At 44.6% G+C, this 16,981-nt stretch carries 16 protein-coding genes and 1 pseudogene; 6 read left to right on the top strand and 11 right to left on the bottom strand.

Annotated features, from left to right (window positions below):
- Positions 1-288: 288 nt before the first annotated feature.
- Complete coding sequence (locus tag IM475_RS13075) at positions 289-504, bottom strand: PIN domain-containing protein (protein WP_190723162.1); 216 nt, start codon at positions 502-504, stop codon at positions 289-291.
- A 1-nt stretch (position 505) separates the two neighbouring features.
- The gene (locus tag IM475_RS13070; RefSeq protein WP_172456625.1) at positions 506-679 is read right to left on the bottom strand and encodes a hypothetical protein; all 174 of its coding nucleotides are present in this window, start codon (positions 677-679) and stop codon (positions 506-508) included.
- A gap of 1,465 nt (positions 680-2,144) precedes the next feature.
- Between IM475_RS13070 and IM475_RS23170 the strand changes: the two are divergent.
- Positions 2,145-2,270, top strand: a pseudogene (locus IM475_RS23170) (PEP-CTERM sorting domain-containing protein); the annotation flags it as partial.
- 116 nt (positions 2,271-2,386) lie between these two features.
- Here the strand turns inward: IM475_RS23170 and IM475_RS13060 are convergent.
- A complete protein-coding gene (locus IM475_RS13060) occupies positions 2,387-3,958 on the bottom strand; it encodes a Na+/H+ antiporter (protein WP_002758276.1) in 1,572 nt (523 codons plus the stop codon).
- 136 nt (positions 3,959-4,094) lie between these two features.
- Here IM475_RS13060 and IM475_RS13055 point away from each other — a divergent pair, with 136 nt between their 5' ends.
- Together IM475_RS13055 and IM475_RS13050 are read left to right on the top strand one after the other, a co-directional pair.
- Positions 4,095-4,634 carry a DUF3038 domain-containing protein gene (locus tag IM475_RS13055; protein WP_123230464.1) on the top strand — a complete coding sequence of 180 codons (540 nt, stop codon included), beginning with the start codon at positions 4,095-4,097 and terminating at the stop codon, positions 4,632-4,634.
- Positions 4,635-4,816: 182 nt separating this feature from the next.
- Positions 4,817-6,154, top strand: coding sequence for a DUF4335 domain-containing protein (locus IM475_RS13050; RefSeq protein ID WP_287727846.1), 1,338 nt, complete (start codon positions 4,817-4,819; stop codon positions 6,152-6,154).
- 117 nt (positions 6,155-6,271) lie between these two features.
- On the opposite strand, the gene IM475_RS13045 is transcribed toward IM475_RS13050, so the two are convergent.
- Both IM475_RS13045 and lexA read right to left on the bottom strand, forming a co-directional pair.
- On the bottom strand, positions 6,272-6,538 hold the full coding sequence (locus IM475_RS13045) for a TIGR02450 family Trp-rich protein (protein WP_002737176.1): 267 nt from the start codon (positions 6,536-6,538) through the stop codon (positions 6,272-6,274).
- Between the two features lie 164 nt (positions 6,539-6,702).
- Positions 6,703-7,317: a transcriptional repressor LexA gene (lexA, locus tag IM475_RS13040; RefSeq protein ID WP_079209078.1), complete on the bottom strand. Its 615-nt coding sequence runs from the start codon at positions 7,315-7,317 to the stop codon at positions 6,703-6,705.
- Positions 7,318-7,771: 454 nt separating this feature from the next.
- Between lexA and nifJ the strand changes: the two genes are divergently transcribed.
- From nifJ to IM475_RS13025, 3 genes are all read left to right on the top strand, one after another.
- Positions 7,772-11,326 (top strand): pyruvate:ferredoxin (flavodoxin) oxidoreductase, encoded by a 3,555-nt coding sequence (gene nifJ, locus IM475_RS13035; protein WP_287727845.1) that lies wholly within the window; start codon positions 7,772-7,774, stop codon positions 11,324-11,326.
- A gap of 2 nt (positions 11,327-11,328) precedes the next feature.
- Positions 11,329-12,354, top strand: coding sequence for a dihydroorotate dehydrogenase-like protein (locus tag IM475_RS13030; protein WP_287727844.1), 1,026 nt, complete (start codon positions 11,329-11,331; stop codon positions 12,352-12,354).
- A 149-nt stretch (positions 12,355-12,503) separates the two neighbouring features.
- Positions 12,504-13,718, top strand: a complete 1,215-nt coding sequence (locus IM475_RS13025) for an ATP-dependent 6-phosphofructokinase (RefSeq protein ID WP_287727843.1) — start codon at positions 12,504-12,506, stop codon at positions 13,716-13,718.
- A 945-nt stretch (positions 13,719-14,663) separates the two neighbouring features.
- Here IM475_RS13025 and IM475_RS13020 read toward each other — a convergent pair.
- The 6 genes from IM475_RS13020 to IM475_RS13000 all read right to left on the bottom strand — a co-directional run.
- Positions 14,664-14,843 (bottom strand): hypothetical protein, encoded by a 180-nt coding sequence (locus IM475_RS13020; RefSeq protein ID WP_002758288.1) that lies wholly within the window; start codon positions 14,841-14,843, stop codon positions 14,664-14,666.
- A gap of 121 nt (positions 14,844-14,964) precedes the next feature.
- Positions 14,965-15,141, bottom strand: a complete 177-nt coding sequence (locus tag IM475_RS13015) for a hypothetical protein (RefSeq protein WP_287727841.1) — start codon at positions 15,139-15,141, stop codon at positions 14,965-14,967.
- Positions 15,093-15,305 (bottom strand): hypothetical protein, encoded by a 213-nt coding sequence (locus tag IM475_RS23165; protein ID WP_502865672.1) that lies wholly within the window; start codon positions 15,303-15,305, stop codon positions 15,093-15,095. The genes IM475_RS13015 and IM475_RS23165 overlap by 49 nt, the downstream gene beginning before the upstream one ends.
- A 49-nt stretch (positions 15,306-15,354) precedes the next feature.
- Positions 15,355-15,579, bottom strand: a complete 225-nt coding sequence (locus tag IM475_RS13010; RefSeq protein ID WP_002742721.1) for a DUF2283 domain-containing protein — start codon at positions 15,577-15,579, stop codon at positions 15,355-15,357.
- 3 nt (positions 15,580-15,582) lie between these two features.
- Entirely contained in the window at positions 15,583-15,813 is a 231-nt protein-coding gene (locus IM475_RS13005) for a hypothetical protein (RefSeq protein ID WP_002742722.1), read from the bottom strand.
- A gap of 105 nt (positions 15,814-15,918) precedes the next feature.
- Positions 15,919-16,981 (bottom strand): WD40 repeat domain-containing protein (locus IM475_RS13000; RefSeq protein WP_287727839.1); only part of this gene is annotated, 1,063 nt, incomplete at its 5' end.

Below are 16,981 nucleotides of genomic sequence, written 5' to 3'. Positions count from 1 at the left end.
TCGGGCAAGATTTTCAGCGCTATTTGGCGGATATTCTATCAGTATAGACCTCGTTTCCACACAGAAACCAGAAGAGCCAGTTCTGCCTTCTAACCCCCTAACTCCCCACCATTGATACTTTTCTTTTGTTGAACGTAGCTCTGAAAATCGGCGAGGGTCAGTTCATCTAACCACTGGTGTCGCTCGGCGGTTTAATCGCCATGGCCGACTTCCAATTGTTGCAGGAAGCGGAGCATTCCCACCACCCCTAAAGAGTCAACTAAAGCTTGATATCCTTGTTTTCTCAGTTCAGCTAATTTCATTGCCATCCTCCTTTGACACTCCCATCGCTAAAAGCGAGGGATTCTCTACCATTACGTTAATTGAATCTCTATATTGTTGAGCTTTTCGCAGCAGCCTGTCATCGGTGGTCAGGAAAATATCAGCGCCCCCCGCTTCAGCAAAAGCCAGATGTAAGGCATCATAAAACTTAAAACCCAGTTGGTAGGTACGGAGTAGGGGCAATTCATGAATTGCCCCTACTGGCGATGGGCGTTTCCCTCGATACCATCCAACGGGCAGCTTCTACAGTAGCTTCTTGCCAAAATTCGGCATCAGTAGCAGCTATATCTGAATAATCGATATCAGAATCTTTCATCTGACCAAGGAGCTTTAATTGTTCCTCTCTCGACATACTCATAATAAATAATCACCTAAGTAGGTAGGCGTTAAAAATCATCAGATCCCCCCGCCTATCGGCACCCCCCTTATCAAGGGGGGCAGGGGGGATCGAACCTAAAATCCATTTTTAATTTAATTATAACCAGCTACTTAACAATGTTAGCGAAATTTTGAACCCTATTACCGAATCTGACACACCGCGCCACAATCCCTCACGGAAGGCGATCGGTCGCCTGAGAAGCAGTAAAACAGGGGAAAATACCTGAGACTCTTTCCCCTATGAATCCCTAAGCCAGGGAGAAGAATATAAAGATTTATTAAATTGTAGCTTAGACTACAGTGCGGGGGGGGGTAATGTGTATCCTTTTGTCATCTCCTTTTGGCGCTGGGTTGAAGTGTTGCTTGACCTAGCTGCGAGGGGGGCAATCGCACTTGAAAATAGTTAATTTCGTAATACATTCAGAGAAACACCAATGCAAATACAATCTCTGCTCGGAAAATCTCTTTTGCTCTCCCTAGTTCTGTTTATCCCAGAGGCTGCTATAGCACAAGTCGAACCTATTCCTGGTGGTCCGATTCCAGGAGACAGCTTTAATCTCAATCCAAATGAATCAAGAGAATTTCAGCCTTTCCTAAACAATCCAAGCGGAATCAGGAAAATTTTTAGCTTTGTGGGACAGGCTACAAACCGTAATGAAAACTCGACAAATCTGACAATTTTCTTTGATTACGTTGATGTGGATGGTCAAAAAAAATTTACTCCAGAAACTATGTCTCCTCTTCTAGGAAACAATAACAATCCACAACTTATATCTGCCAAATATACTTTAGATTTTTGCCCACCCATCGTGAGTATTGACTTCCGAGCCAGTAATTTACCTATCAACAATATCTCTGGATCATTTGCACATCTTTGTGTCCAAAAAGCTCCCGAAATACCTCTACCTAATCTCAAATTCGGTTCTCCCGAAGGCGGAGCAATACTAGTGGATAGCATTGCGCCTAAGATAAGGTTTGATAGTACAACAGGAAAACTTTCTTTCACAGATGTTACATTCAACTTTGCTAACCTTGTAGGTAACGAAACTTTCGACCCTATGTTCGTTAGTGATCCAATAATTGGAGCGACGATGAGTGTAACAGATTTAACACTAAGTGGACCGATTGGAAACGGCTTTCTATTCAAGAACGGGATTCTAACTATATCGAAAAATGGACAAAACTTTCTGACTGCGGATATTCCCAGTCTCCTAATTGACGACGAAGCCTTATCCCCTTTCGGCAATAATATTTTCGGCGGACTTGAGATTACTGACTTTAATTTGTCATCTCAATTTATCCAAGATTATATCAGCTTTATAGCTGATAATCCACACTCCCCACCTGAACTTTTTGGACGAACGTCAATCCCTGTCACAAATCTAATCCGTAACAATCAGTCCTTCGAGTCCACGCTTGAACTTCAATCAATTGCAGCTTCAACAAAAGTACCTGAACCAACCTCAACCCTCGGCCTCCTCGCACTCGGAACACTTGGCGCAGCTTCCACCCTCAAACGCAAACTAAAACCCTCCCAATCCACTGAAAAAGAAACTACAAAAGTCTCCTAAAATCCCCCATAAAACCCCACAAAAACCCCTTCATTAATTGGAGGGGTTTTTGTCATAAAACCCAGTCGTTGATCGTTAGGAGAATTGAGATTGATTGTATATACCCCAAAATAGTCCTACTGTTCACTAATTTTACTTTCAGCGAGAATTTCTTGGAGGACGGGGGATAAATTGCTAGTTAAACGGCCAGATCGAATAAATTCAGCGTAGGTATCAGCTTCGATATCTAGGAGGGTTTCCCGAAGTTGTTCCATTGTTAATAGCTGTAATTGGGGATAACTATCGTTGAGAGATTGTATTTCCGCTTCTACGGTCTTTAACTTTTCTTTGACAAGATGCTGCTCATAACTAAAGAATTCTGGGGCAACATCGGGAGATTTATCTAATTTAGAAAGATAGTCTAAAACTCTTTTTAAAGCTACCCGTCGGGCTAAAAGTTCCGCATAGTTTTCTCGAATTGGTTGATCACCGATCAAGTCTAATCTCGATAGGAAAGTTTGAATAGTTAATCCCTGAACCAAAAGGGTAAAGAGAACAACTCCGAAGACGATATCGATGATATCCTGACGATTGGGAAAAATAACCGGCACACTTAAAGCTAGGGCAATAGAAACGGAACCGCGCAAACCTCCCCACCATAAAACCGTTTTTTCCCGCCAATTAATTTTAGTTTCCATCAAGGCATTACTAACAGTTGCCAAAGCAAAGGTAGCCAAAAAACGGGCTGCTACTACGGCGGCGATCGTGATAAAAATTAAATTGAGATTATCGGCTAAACTGGAGAGACGGATCTGATCGCCGATGAGGAGAAAAACGATCGAATTGACAAAAAAAGCGAGAAACTCCCAGAATTGCGTGACTAATAGGCGGGTACGGGGACTCATACTAATTCGAGAGCCAAAATTACCCAAAATAATCCCCGTAGTCACCACTCCGATTACCCCCGAACCCCCAAACTCCTCGGTTAATAGATAAGCACCGTAGGCGGACACAAGAGTTAAAGACTGTTCCACTAGGGGTAAATCCAGACGTTGAGTCAGATAGGAGATACCAAAACCCACTAAACAACCCACTGCCACCCCGATACCGATAAAAGCGGCAATCCGGCTAATGGTTGTCTCCAAGGATAGACCACTAGCACCGAGGGGAATTTCCACCAAAAGAGCGAAAGCGACGACAGCAACCCCATCATTAAATAAGCTTTCCCCTTCCAAAAGCACGGTGAGGTTTTTACTGGCCCCTAATTCGCGAAAAAGAGCGACAACAGCGACGGGATCCGTAGAAGAAAGGCTCGCACCCACTAATAAGGCCGTAAATAGGGGTAAATTGGTCAATTCATCTAGGGTAAAACCAACCCCGAAAATCGAGATAATTACGCCGACAATAGCGAAAAGACTGACGGGAATCCAATTATCCTTCAGATCTCGCCAGCGCGTATTCCAAGCGGCTTCAAATAGCAAAGGGGGCAGAAAAATTTCTAGAATCAGTTCGGGGGATAGGTTCACCAGACGGATATCGATAAAGGCTAAACCTAAACCGACTATCACTAACAATAGGGTGTAAGGAATTTGGCGAAACCAGCTAAAAATCCTCGAAACCGTGGCCACACTCAAGGAAACGGACAAAACAATTAGAAATTGTTCCAAATTTTGCTTAATGACTTCATCGGTAGCGGATTCTAAACTCATTGGGTGGGAGGCAATCGGTGAGCGGACGTGCAAGAAAAGAACAATCTCAATTATTATGACACTTTAGAACCAGTGATTTTTTCTCCTAAACCCAAGTTTTTCTGCTGGCAATTCCTTATTATCTATGTCCTTGACTATGCCTCAGTCTGCCGAGTCCTCCACGGGTGAGGATTTACCCCTAGCTATCTCACCCAGTAACGAGCAGTTAGAGAGTATTAATAGCTATTTAAACCTGATTTTGGCGGCTTTAGTCTCTCTAGCTAATTTAGACTCCGAGTCTATCACCCAAGCAGCCCAAGAATTAGCCTTAGATGCAGATACAAGCGATCGCCTAGTTGCCCACCACTGGCAACCCCAGTCAAAACTTTCCCTAGCGGACATCCGTTCTCTAGTTCTCCTCCTCTGTCATCTAGCCCAAAAAAAGCAAGAGTTAATCCGTCGCGCTGTAATTCTCTTGGAACAAGTGGGAACTCAAGGAGAAGAACCGGTCAAAACCACGCTTTTGGGCAATTATATTGATAATTTTCGCTTAAAATACCCAGAAATATCGGAAAATAATCTCATTGATTCTAGCTTAACTTCCCTAGCTTGGAAATTATTAATCGATTTATTGTTCTACAGCAGCCCCCGCAGTCATCTCCTTCTCTGGCACACCCTTTTGGCAAGTAAAAAGTAAAAAGGCTATCAGTTATCAGTTATCAGATGTAAGTTATCAGATGTAAGTTTTCAGTTCACTGATTACTGTTTACTGTTTACTGGACGGCTACGCCGTGCCTTTGGCAACACTGAAAAAAAGCTTCCCAGTTCATAATTCATAATTCATAATTCATAATTCATAATTCCCACCGATAACTAAAAATGAGTAATCTAATTCGCAAATATACACCCCCCACCTGTACCCTAGAAATTTGGGGAAATAGTTCGCCTCTAGCGGTTTGGCTAGGTAAAAATGTCTTAAACGATGCCCACTTTCAATTGCGCTTTGATGATCCTAGATTGAGTGAGGAAAAACAGGTGACGATCAAAGGCGATCGCACACAATTACAACTCCTAGGGGAAATTGTCGCTAATTATGTGCAGAATTTACTCTCTAGTCCTGTTTCTAGCCTCTCTTTCGTGGCTAGTGGTTCCCCCGAAAGTCATCTTCCCTCCTTACCCTCTCTCCATTGTCAGGGACTTCTCCAGCATCAATTATTTTTAGGTTCCCTGCTAACCGATCAAGATAAACAGGAGATCGAATTAACCACATCGCAATTATTCGATCTAGCCAATGCTTTAGGGGAATATAACCATGAAAGCCCCCTAATACCCCCATTAATTCGCCAGAAAACTCGAAAAAATGCCCTGATGTGGACGGGATTAATCGCCTCAGCCCTAATAACTATCGGGGGAATAGCGATCGCATTTTATCAACAGCAACAAGCAGTCAACAATGATTTAACCACCGATCCCAATAGCGCCAAGATTCCCCAACCCTTGCCAACGCTGCCTTTACCCCCCACGGGAACAGCCGCCCCAAACCCGCAGTTACCGGCAAATTTGGGCAATAAAACCCCTTTACCGCCACCGCCACCCGTGGCAACCGTTCCAGCCCCAGTGCGCCCCTCTAGCGTCCCCCTAGTGATTCCGCCGTCCACTTTACCGCCGCCACCAGTCACAGGTTCGCTCCCTGGCGGCACGGCGATCATAATTGAACCGAATAATCAGAACATCCCGATTACTGCCCCCCCCGTCACCAGCGCTCAGGGTACAAATGCACTGGCAAATCTTCCCCCCACCACGATGAATCCGACTCCAGCACCGCCAAAATTGCCCAATTTACCGCCTCTAAGCCCTATTAACCCTGAAAATGTCAATTTAGACCCCAAACCGCCCACAAGCATCGCTAAAGCCCCAGAGACGAATTTACTAGATACAATTCCCCAAGTGGCAGAAACCAGAGAATATTTTCAATCCCGTTGGCAACCGCCAGAAAGTCTCAAGCATACTCTAGAGTACCGTTTGGTCTTAAATCAGGATGGTTCCCTAAAACAGATTATTCCCCTGGGACAGGCGGCGAAAATCTATCTCGATCGCACTAATATGCCCCTGCTCAATCAACCTTTCGTTTCTCCCCTCGATATCCCCGGTAATCCCCAATTGCGTCTGGTTCTTGGTTCCGATGGTACGGTGCGGACTTTTATGGAACAGCAATAGGCTGTACTGCATTTAAGTAGCTGGTTATAATTAAATTAAAAATTGATTTTAGGTTCGATCCCCCCTTAATCCCCCCTTAATAAGGGGGGCATCTGATAATTTTTAACGCCTACCTACTTAATTAACAATAATCTCGTCGGCGCTGTCCGGTTGGTTCATTTCCGTTAGGGTTTGCCAACCTGATTGCCAGAGATTCGCGTCTTGCAACTGTTTAGCATTAATCCAGAAGCGGACAGTCGGATCGCAGGAAGCGACTAATTCGGCAAAAACCCATTGACCGCGATTTTGACGATTGACCACTTGAAAATGTCGCCAGCCCCATGTTTTTTGTTTTGCCGTCCATTTTGATCCCAAGAGATGGGGATATTTCTGTTTTTTGGGCATAAAAGTTAAGACATCTGAGTTCGGGATAGGCTAAAACCCTTATATTATCCTATGTCTGCCAACCCGATTCTTTTCCCAGAGCGAAGGACTCGATGACAAACTAAAAAAAAGCCAGCAGAACAAAAGTCAAATTATCGGGGCGCTTAAGTGCGCCCCAGTTTTGGCTAATAACCGCGCCAAACACCAACCAAAACCCCTTGTACTTGTACTTGTTCGGTATTGGCTGTAATTGGTTGATATTTTTGATTGGAGGGTTGGAGAGTGATGATTTCTCCTTCTTGGTAGAAACGTTTTAAAGTAGTGCCGTGGCCTTCCACTCTAGCGGCGACGATTTCCCCATTGGACACCGCTTCATTGCCGGTGAGAGAACGCATAATCACCAGATCCCCATCGGCAATATGGTCCTCGATCATACTGTCTCCAGAAACCCGCAGAGCATAACAGTCTTGACTGCGTTGCAACAGGTTAGAAAGATCGAGTTTTTCTTCCACATCGGTGAAGGGTTCCACTAAACCACCTGCAGCGATCGCACCTAGAACCGGTAAACCTTGCACTGGTTGTTTGAGAATCCGCAGGGTGCGTGCTTTTCCTTCTGTCCAATCAATATAGCCTTTGGCGCGTAAACGTTCTAAACGGCTTTGAATCGGTGCGGGAGAGCGTAAATTCATCGCTCGCATCATTTGCCGGATGGAAGGGGCGTGTTGAGTAGTGCGAATATACTCAATTAGCCAGTCGTACAACTCCTGTTGCGCTTGAGTAAGGGTTTCGAGGTTAGTCATGATCTATTTTCCTATCCTTGGGTTAAGATAATTTGTACTTTAGTTCATTTGTGTTCAACCTAGTACATCTTAACTTCATCGGCCGACTAAATCAACTGGTTATTGAGACCGCTGGCAAAAATCAAAAATTTAGGAAATTAATTCTGCACGATTACTTATCAATTCTCAATATTAATTAATCCCAGTGTCGGTTGCTGGCAAACTCAGCAGCGTATTAAGAAAAAATAACGAATTGCTAGAAAGCCAAGAATCTGGATAATGATCGAGGTGGAGACAGAAAAATCGCTCTACTTAAGCCTGTCTGCCGTAAGCGTCCAATAGTAGATAGGGAGTCAAAAGCGACGCTCAAAGAAGATCCTTCGGTTGTCAGGGAAACGAGAGGATATTTAGTGCGAAATTGAGCCGTAAAAAAACTTAAAATCCCGACAAATATCGTAAAAACTAAGGGGAACACATGACCACAAAAACCTATGCAACCATAGACGGTAACGAAGCTGTTGCACGCGTTGCCTATCGTCTCAGTGAAGTAATCGCTATTTATCCTATCACTCCCTCCTCGCCTATGGGTGAATGGTCCGATAGTTGGGCAGCCGAACGCAGAGCTAATCTCTGGGGAACCATTCCTTCCGTAATCGAAATGCAGAGCGAAGGTGGGGCAGCGGGAACCCTGCACGGAGCGCTACAAACAGGCTCTTTAACTACTACTTTCACTTCCTCGCAGGGATTATTATTAATGCTCCCCAACTTCTACAAAATTGCGGGGGAATTAACCTCTTCAGTGGTTCATGTGGCGGCCCGTGCTTTAGCAGCCCAAGGGTTGTCAATTTTTGGGGATCATAGTGATGTCATGTCTGCCAGAAGTACGGGGTGGGCTATGTTAGCGGCTAATTCCGTTCAAGAAGCTCAAGATCTGGCGGCTATTGCCACGGCTACCACCCTAGAAACGCGGATTCCTTTTCTGCACTTTTTTGATGGGTTTCGTACCAGTCATGAGGTGCAAAAAGTCGAATTAATTAGCGATGAAACTCTCAAAGAACTGATCGATGAAGACCTAATTATTGCCCATCGTCAAAGGGCTTTAACTCCCGATCGACCGGTTTTACGAGGCACGGCACAAAATCCCGATGTTTATTTCCAGGCAAGGGAAAGCGTCAATCCTTTCTATCATGCTTGTCCCGATATCACTCAAAAAATTATGGATCGTTTTGCCCAATTAACAGGACGGCAATACCATCTCTATGAATACCACGGTGCGCCCGATGCCGAAAGAGTGATTATGTTAATGGGATCGGGAGGGGAAACCGTCCATGAAACCGTCGATTATCTCAATCAAAATGGGGCTAAAGTTGGGGTTTTAAAAGTTCGTCTCTATCGTCCCTTTGCCGCCGAAAAATTACTGGCAGCTCTGCCCACCACGGTGAAAAAAATAGCCGTTTTAGATCGCTGTAAAGAACCCGGTGCTGGGGGCGATCCGCTATATTTAGACGTGGTAAATGCCTTTATGGAAGAGTACGAAGGCAAGCTGCCGAAAATTGTGGGAGGACGCTACGGTTTATCTTCCAAAGAATTTACTCCAGCCATGATTGCTGGTATATTTGATAACTTAAGTCTCGACAAACCGAAAAATCACTTCACTATTGGTATCGTTGATGATCTTACCTTTTCCAGTCTGGAATATGACCGCAGTTTTTCCACCGAACCGGACGAAGTAGTGCGGGCGGTTTTCTACGGTTTAGGTTCCGATGGTACGGTGGGAGCTAACAAAAATTCAATTAAAATCATCGGTGAAGATACTGATAATTATGCCCAGGGTTATTTCGTCTATGATTCCAAAAAATCTGGGTCTGTCACCGTTTCTCACCTACGCTTTGGACCCCATCCGATTCGCTCTACCTATTTAATCACCGATGCTAACTTTATCGCCTGTCATCAGTGGGAATTTGTCGAACAATTTGACCTGCTAGAAACCGCTAAATCGAACTCAATTTTTCTCCTGAATAGTCCCTATCCACCGGAGGAGGTGTTTAGTCACTTACCCCGCCATCTCCAGCAAACTATCATCGACAAAAATCTGCAAGTTTATACAATTAATGCCACTCAAGTAGCCAAAGAAGCGGGGATGGGCAGTCGGATTAATACCGTCATGCAGGTGTGTTTCTTTGCCCTAGCGGGGGTTTTGTCGCGGGAAGAGGCGATCGCACAAATCAAAAAAGCTATCCGCAAGACCTACGGCAAGAAAGGCGAAGAAATCGTGCAGATGAACATCAAAGCTGTGGATTCTGCCCTAGAACACCTCTATCAAGTCCCAATTCCCGCCACTGTCACCCCTGAAGCTTTTGAATTAAGACCACCAATTCCCGACACTGCACCCGCTTTCGTCCGAGAAGTCCTCGGCAAAATTATCGCCCGTCACGGGGATGAATTGCCCGTTAGCGCCCTTCCCAACGATGGGACCTATCCCACCGCCACTAGCCAATGGGAAAAACGCAATATTGCCCAAGAAATCCCCGTTTGGGATGCGGATGTCTGTGTTCAGTGCGGTAAATGCGTTCTCGTTTGTCCCCACGCCGTTATTCGCTCGAAAGTCTATGATGAGGCCGAATTAGCCACGGCCCCGGAAACCTTTAAAGTCGCTAATGCCAAGGATCACGACTGGAAAGGGCTAAAATTCACCATCCAAGTGGCCGCCGAAGATTGTACCGGTTGCGGTCTCTGTGTTGATGTTTGCCCCGCTAAAAACAAATCGCAACCACGTCTAAGAGCGATTAATATGGCTCCCCAATTGCCCCTGCGGGAACAGGAACGAGTTAACTGGGATTTCTTCCTTAATTTGCCTAATCCAGACCGATTAAGCCTAAATCTCAATAAAATTAACCATCAGCAAATGCAGGAACCTCTCTTTGAGTTTTCCGGCGCTTGTGCCGGTTGTGGTGAGACTCCCTACGTTAAATTAGTCAGTCAGCTATTTGGCGATCGCATGATAGTGGCTAATGCCACCGGTTGTTCATCTATCTACGGAGGTAATTTACCGACAACACCCTGGGCAGTTAACGCCGAAGGTCGCGGTCCAGCTTGGTCGAATTCCCTCTTTGAAGATAATGCCGAATTTGGCTTAGGATTCCGAGTTTCCATCGATAAACAGGCAGAATTTGCCGCCGAACTGTTAGGAACCCTCGCTAGTGAAATCGGAGAAAGTCTAGCGGCAGATATTCTCAATTGTCACCAAGTCGATGAAGCGGAAATTTACGAACAACGGCATCGGGTAGAGGCCTTAAAATCCCGTTTAGGGCAATTAACCCCGACCACGCAGGTGAAAATGTTGTTATCCGTGGCCGATTATCTGGTCAAGAAAAGCGTCTGGATTGTCGGGGGTGACGGTTGGGCCTACGACATCGGTTATGGTGGCTTAGATCACGTTTTAGCCAGTGGTCGCAATGTGAATATTTTGGTCATGGATACGGAAGTTTACTCGAATACGGGCGGCCAGGCCTCGAAAGCTACTCCTCGGGCCGCCGTAGCTAAATTTGCTTCTGGTGGCAAACCAGGACCGAAAAAAGACCTCGGTTTAATGGCCATGACCTACGGTAACGTCTATGTGGCCAGCGTGGCTATGGGGGCAAAAAACGAGCAAACTATCAAAGCTTTCCTAGAAGCGGAAGCTTACAACGGGCCATCGTTAATTATCGCCTATTCTCACTGTATTGCTCACGGGATCAACATGACCACCGCCATGAACCATCAAAAAGAAGTGGTGGAAAGCGGTCGCTGGTTAATGTACCGTTATCATCCCGATTTAGCTAAAGAAGGCAAAAATCCCCTACAATTGGACAGCCGTGCGCCTAAGCTTACCGTAGCGCAAACTCTCTACTCGGAGAATCGCTTTAAGATGTTGGCCACCAGTAAGCCGGAGGAAGCTAAACGTCTGCTCAAAGAAGCACAAGCAGATGTGGATACGCGCTGGCAAATGTATCAGTATTTAGCAGCAAAAGGTACAGGGAGCAACGAATAGTTATGAATCTACACACTACCTACATGGGTTTACAATTGCGATCGCCGCTAGTCATCGGTGCGGCCGCACCCTTGAGCGAGGATATCGACAATATCAAGAGAATGGAAGACTTTGGGGCCGCTGCCGTGGTTTTACACTCCTTTTTCGAGGAGCAGATTAAACACGAAAGACTGGCTTTACACCATCATTTTACCCACGGAGCCGAGAGTTTTGCGGAAGCTTTGACTTATTTTCCCGAACCGGAGGTTTTTCACGTTGGTTCCGACGAATATCTCAACCATATTCGCAAAGCCAAAGAAATGGTCGATATTCCCATTATTGCCAGTCTCAACGGTGAGACCTCTGGGGGATGGTTGGAGTATGCCATTCAAATTCAACAAGCGGGCGCTGATGCTTTGGAGTTGAATGTTTATTATGTTCCCAACGACCTGGAATTAACCGGAAATCACGTCGAACAAAACTATATTGATATCCTCAAAATTGTCAAATCGGAGGTATCGATTCCCGTCTCGATGAAGTTAAGTCCCTACTTTAGCAATACGGCCAATATGGCTAAACAATTAGCGGAAGCAGGGGCCGATGGGTTGGTATTATTTAACCGTTTCTATCAGCCGGATATCGACTTAGAAACCTTAGATGTTCACCCCAATATTATCCTCAGTAATCCCCAAGCGATGCGTTTACCCCTGCGCTGGATTGCCATGCTTTACGGTCGTGTACCGACGGATTTTGCCGCTACCAGTGGTATTCATAACGCCATCGACGTGATCAAAATGATGATGGTGGGGGCAAAAGTGACTATGTTAGTTAGTGTTTTATTACGCCACGGTTTGGAGGAAATTATCAAGATCGAACAGGGTTTATTGCATTGGTTGGAAGAAAATGAGTATGAATCGATCGAGCAGTTAATTGGCAGTATGAGTCAAATGAATTGCCCAGATCCCACTGCTTTTGAACGGGTACAGTACATGAAAGCTCTGCAAAGTTACGAACCTGTTTGGAAACGTTTTCAAACCACCAGTAAATAAAAGTGGGGAGTGGGAAATTATGAATTATGAATTATGAATTGGGGAGTGGGGAGCAGGGAGAATAAATAAAAATAATCTCCTGACTCCCGACTCCTGACTCCTTAATACTGACTCCCGACAACGAAAAAAAAATCCTGGAGGATATAACCATGAACGAGAATCAAAAGAAAAAAATCGGCATTCTGACCAGTGGTGGCGATTGCCCAGGGTTAAACGCGGTAATTCGTGCCGTGGTGAAATCATCAAAACTCAAGGGTTGGGATGTGTACGGCATTCCCTACGGGACCGACGGTTTTATGCAGATTGCCGAGGGAAAATATCACCCCGAAGATTTGATCCTGACTCAGCATGGCTATAACCTACCCGGGGTCTTGAAAGGATTAGACGTTTTGCAGTTTCTTAGTGGTAGTGTTTTGGGTTCTTTGAGCAAAGGACATCCCGAAAACCCAGAAATTGCCACGAAAATCCTGCAAGGATACGAAATGCTGGGATTAGATGCCCTGATCGTCGTCGGGGGCGATGGGAGCATCGATATCATCTACGATCTCGCCCAGAAAGGCAATTGGAATATTATCGCGGTTCCCAAAACCATCGATAATGACGTTCCCTATACGGAATGGGCAGTCGGTTTTACCACTGCCGTCGATATCGTTACTCAAGCTTTGTATGATCTCACCTTTACCGCCGCTAGTCACGAAAGGGTGATGATTGTGCAGGTGATGGGTAGAGATGCCGGTCATTTAGCCCTTCATGCCGGAATTGCCGGGGGGGCCGATGCGATTTTTATTCCCGAATTAACCCCGGCTCTCACTCCCGCAATTATCGACGGTTGTTGTCGTCATTTGGCACAATTACGCGCTCAAGGTCGTAAATTCGCTCTTATTGTGATTTCTGAGGGTGTTAAAAACGAAGATAACCAAAAAGAGAAGTATATTGCCGATTATTTAGAAAAATTAATATTTGACAAAACTCGCTCTTTGTGCGTTACCGATCCCGTCTTCTGTTATCTCAATTCCATGGATGTGCGGGCCATGTCTTTGGGACACCTGCAAAGAAGTCGTCCTCCTTTGGCCATGGATCGACTGTTAGCCACGGCTTTCGGCATTAAGGCCGTAGAATTAATTGAACAGGGAAAACTCGATCGCGTGGTGATTTGGCGCGGGGGACAAGTGCGTAGTTTGCCCCTGAAACCAGTGATCAAAATTATCAAACAATGTCATCAAGAGCATCGCTGTGCCTATCCCGTGGATCCTAATGGTTTTATCGTCAAAACAGCCCGTTCTTTGGGAATTTACCTAGGGGAAAATCCCACGACCACGACCGAGACGGCAGTAGTTCCGCAAGCTGTGGAGGCGTTGGTTTAGTTATAATAAAGCGAGAAGGGTTGCTCATACCTTCTCGCTTGGTTAATTGGTTAAGATTAGGCATTTCTAAACGCTACAATTACGAGAGATACTGACAGCTACTGTCGAAATAAAGAAACTTTTTTAAAGAGTGTAATTAGGGCTTGCTGAATAAATGTGAAATATAGACGAGGTAAGGGTTTTAGGGGCCTATTTTGCGAAACAGGTGCAAGATTTTGAGAGAATCGTGGTTGAAAACCTTGCATCTTCGGGGCGAAGCATTCGGGCATAACCTATCGCTGAAACCGTAGATTTCCTATCCGAATGCTTCGCCCCTACTTTTTCAGCCAGCCCTAATTAATTTTCTGAGCATAAACTTTTATCATTATAAACCCGAACTGTATATCCTTCTCAACCCGACGAATCAAATTCTTTTCTGTCAAATTTGTGGCTTTTCTCGCGAAACAGGTGCAAAATTTTGAGAGAATCGTCGTTCAAAACCTTGCGTCTTCATCGGCCCGCGTCCTGTAGGGGCGAAGCATTCGGGCATAACCTATCGCTGAAACCGTAGATTTCCTATCCGAATGCTTCGCCCCTACTTTTTCAGCCAGCCCTAATTAATTTTCTAAGCATAAACTTTTATCATTATAAACCCGAACTGTATATCCTTATCAACCCGACGAATCAAATTCTTTTCTGTCAAATTTGTGGCTTTACGAGCGAAACAGGTGCAAGATTTTGAGAGAATCGTCGTTCAAAACCTTGCATCTTCATCGGCCCGCGTCCTGTAGGGGCGAAGCATTCGGGCAATAACCTATCGGTGAAACCAGAGATTTTCTATCCGAATGCTTCGCCCCTACTTTTTCAGCAAACCCTACATAAAGACTTCTACTATCAGTAATGAGGTTATAAGATTGAACTATTGGACAAGCTTCAATGAGATGTCTAATCTCTTGAAAATAGTCATTAATCAACAAATTCTATCTCCTCAATTTCTTCTTTGTCTTGCAGTAAAGCTTCTAGCATCCAAGCTTCTCCCATCCATTCATCAAAGTCTAAGGTATGCTGCAATTCATTGTTTTCAAATCGTCTGAGAAATTCTTGTGTCTGCATTTGATACTTAAGTAGGTAGGCGTTAAAAATCATCAGATGCCCCCCTTATTAAGGGGGGATTAAGGGGGGATCCCCCCGCCTATCGGCACCCCCCTTATCAAGGGGGGCAGGGGGGATCGAAGCTAAAATCCATTTTTAATTTAATTATAACCAGCTACTTATTTTCAAAAAAAGTTATTCGTTCTTGGGTGCGCTTAATTCCTTCTTGAAGTTCTTGCAGTCTTTCGGTTAATGCGTCTTCAATAAATTTTTTTAAGGAGTTTAGATGTTTAGAACTCAGTTTTACTTCAGCCATAATGCTTCCGAGTCGATAATCGCTGCTGTTTGCCATTCGTCAGTCCATCCTAATTCTAGTTCATCTACTGCTAAAAAAGCTTGGGCGAGTTCTTCTGCTTCTTGTTGTTGTCGCCATTGTTGTAAAATTGAGGCGATGAAAATGCTTTTATCTTCTACTTTCTGGTTTAGGTAATTAACCAGTTCATCGGGTAAAGAAATGGAGATTTTAGCCCTTGTTATCTCTTTGGCTATTTGATTCTAATATAGACTATTTTGATTGAGCTAAAATAACAGAATTAAGGGGGAAAGATTCAGTTTCTAAACGAGTTAAATCAACAATTTGACTAGCTTGATCAATATCAATTCCAACTAATTTTCCTTCGCTATCAAAATCTAAAACAATATCAGGGGCGATTTCTTGAGAATCGGTGCTTGTTTTTTCTGATAGGCTAATGTATAGAGAATCGGTTTCAGGATAATAACTAAATTTCATTTTTTACTCCTTAAAGTTACGATCTGGGAAGGCGTTATGAATGGTTTCTCCATCATCTAGAGTGACAACTCGCAAGTATTTTCCTAATTCGGGAATGTATAACCAATGACGAATGCGTCCATTTGGTTCTATTTCTCGTCTAACTGGATTCTGGATAGCCTGTTGACACCATTCTCGCTTAAGATAGGGTCTTTTGACCAAGACTTGTTCTTCAAAGTAGCGGGTAGTTTTCATTCATCATTTTTCTGATCGATTCCTTCTATCATAATTTTAACGAAATTTAGATAAATTTCCCCAGATACTAAATTCTCCCCCCTTTTTAAGGGGGGCAGGGGGGGATCAAATCCCATCACACAAACCCCTATCCTCCTCCTTAACATCAGAATTAGGATTGTGCAAATAAGCCCGCACCCAATCGCAACTACGCCCCATTAAATCACTTAAACCCCAGTCTGTCCCAAGATTCCAGAGTTTGATAGTGTTGTCAGCACTACCGCTCACCAAAGTCTTGCCGTCGGGACTAAAATTAACGCTATAGACAGCGCTATCATGCCCCTTGAGGGTGCGGATTTCTTGGCCTGTTTCTACATTCCATAGTTTGATAGTCTTGTCCCAACTACCGCTCACCAAAGTCTTGCCGTCGGGACTAAAATTAACGCTTGTGACAAGATCATCATGCCCCTTGAGGGTGCGGATTTCTTGGCCTGTTTCTACATTCCAGAGTTTGATAGTCTTGTCAACACTACCGCTCACTAAAGTCTTGCCGTCGGGACTAAAATTAACGCTATAGACAGCGCTATCATGCCCCTTGAGGGTGCGGATTTCTTTGCCTGTTTCTACATTCCAGAGTTTGATAGTCTTGTCCCAACTACCGCTCACTAAAGTCTTGCCGTCGGGACTAAAATTAACGCTTGTGACATGGTTATCATGCCCCTTGAGGGTGCGGATTTCTTGGCCTGTTTCTACATTCCAGAGTTTGATAGTCTTGTCCCAACTACCGCTCACCAAAGTCTTGCCGTCGGGACTAAAATTAACGCTTGTGACAAGCTCATCATGCCCCTTGAGGGTGCGGATTTCTTGGCCTGTTTCTACATTCCAGAGTTTGATAGTCTTGTCAACACTACCGCTCACTAAAGTCTTGCCGTCGGGACTAAAATTAACGCTTATGACAGCGCTATCATGCCCTTTGAGGGTGAGGATTTCTTCGCCTGTTTCTACATCCCAGAGTTTGCCTGTTTCTACATTCCAGAGTTTGATAGTCTTGTCAACACTACCGCTCACTAAAGTCTTGCCGTCGGGACTAAAATTAACGCTATAGACAGTGCTATCATGCCCCTTGAGGGTGCGGATTTCTTGGCCTGTTTCTACATTCCAGAGTTTGATAGTGTTGTCAACACTACCG

Origin of the sequence: Microcystis sp. M061S2 (assembly GCF_020245605.1) — a bacterium.
Lineage (GTDB): Bacteria > Cyanobacteriota > Cyanobacteriia > Cyanobacteriales > Microcystaceae > Microcystis.
This window is presented reverse-complemented; position numbering and strand designations above follow the sequence as displayed.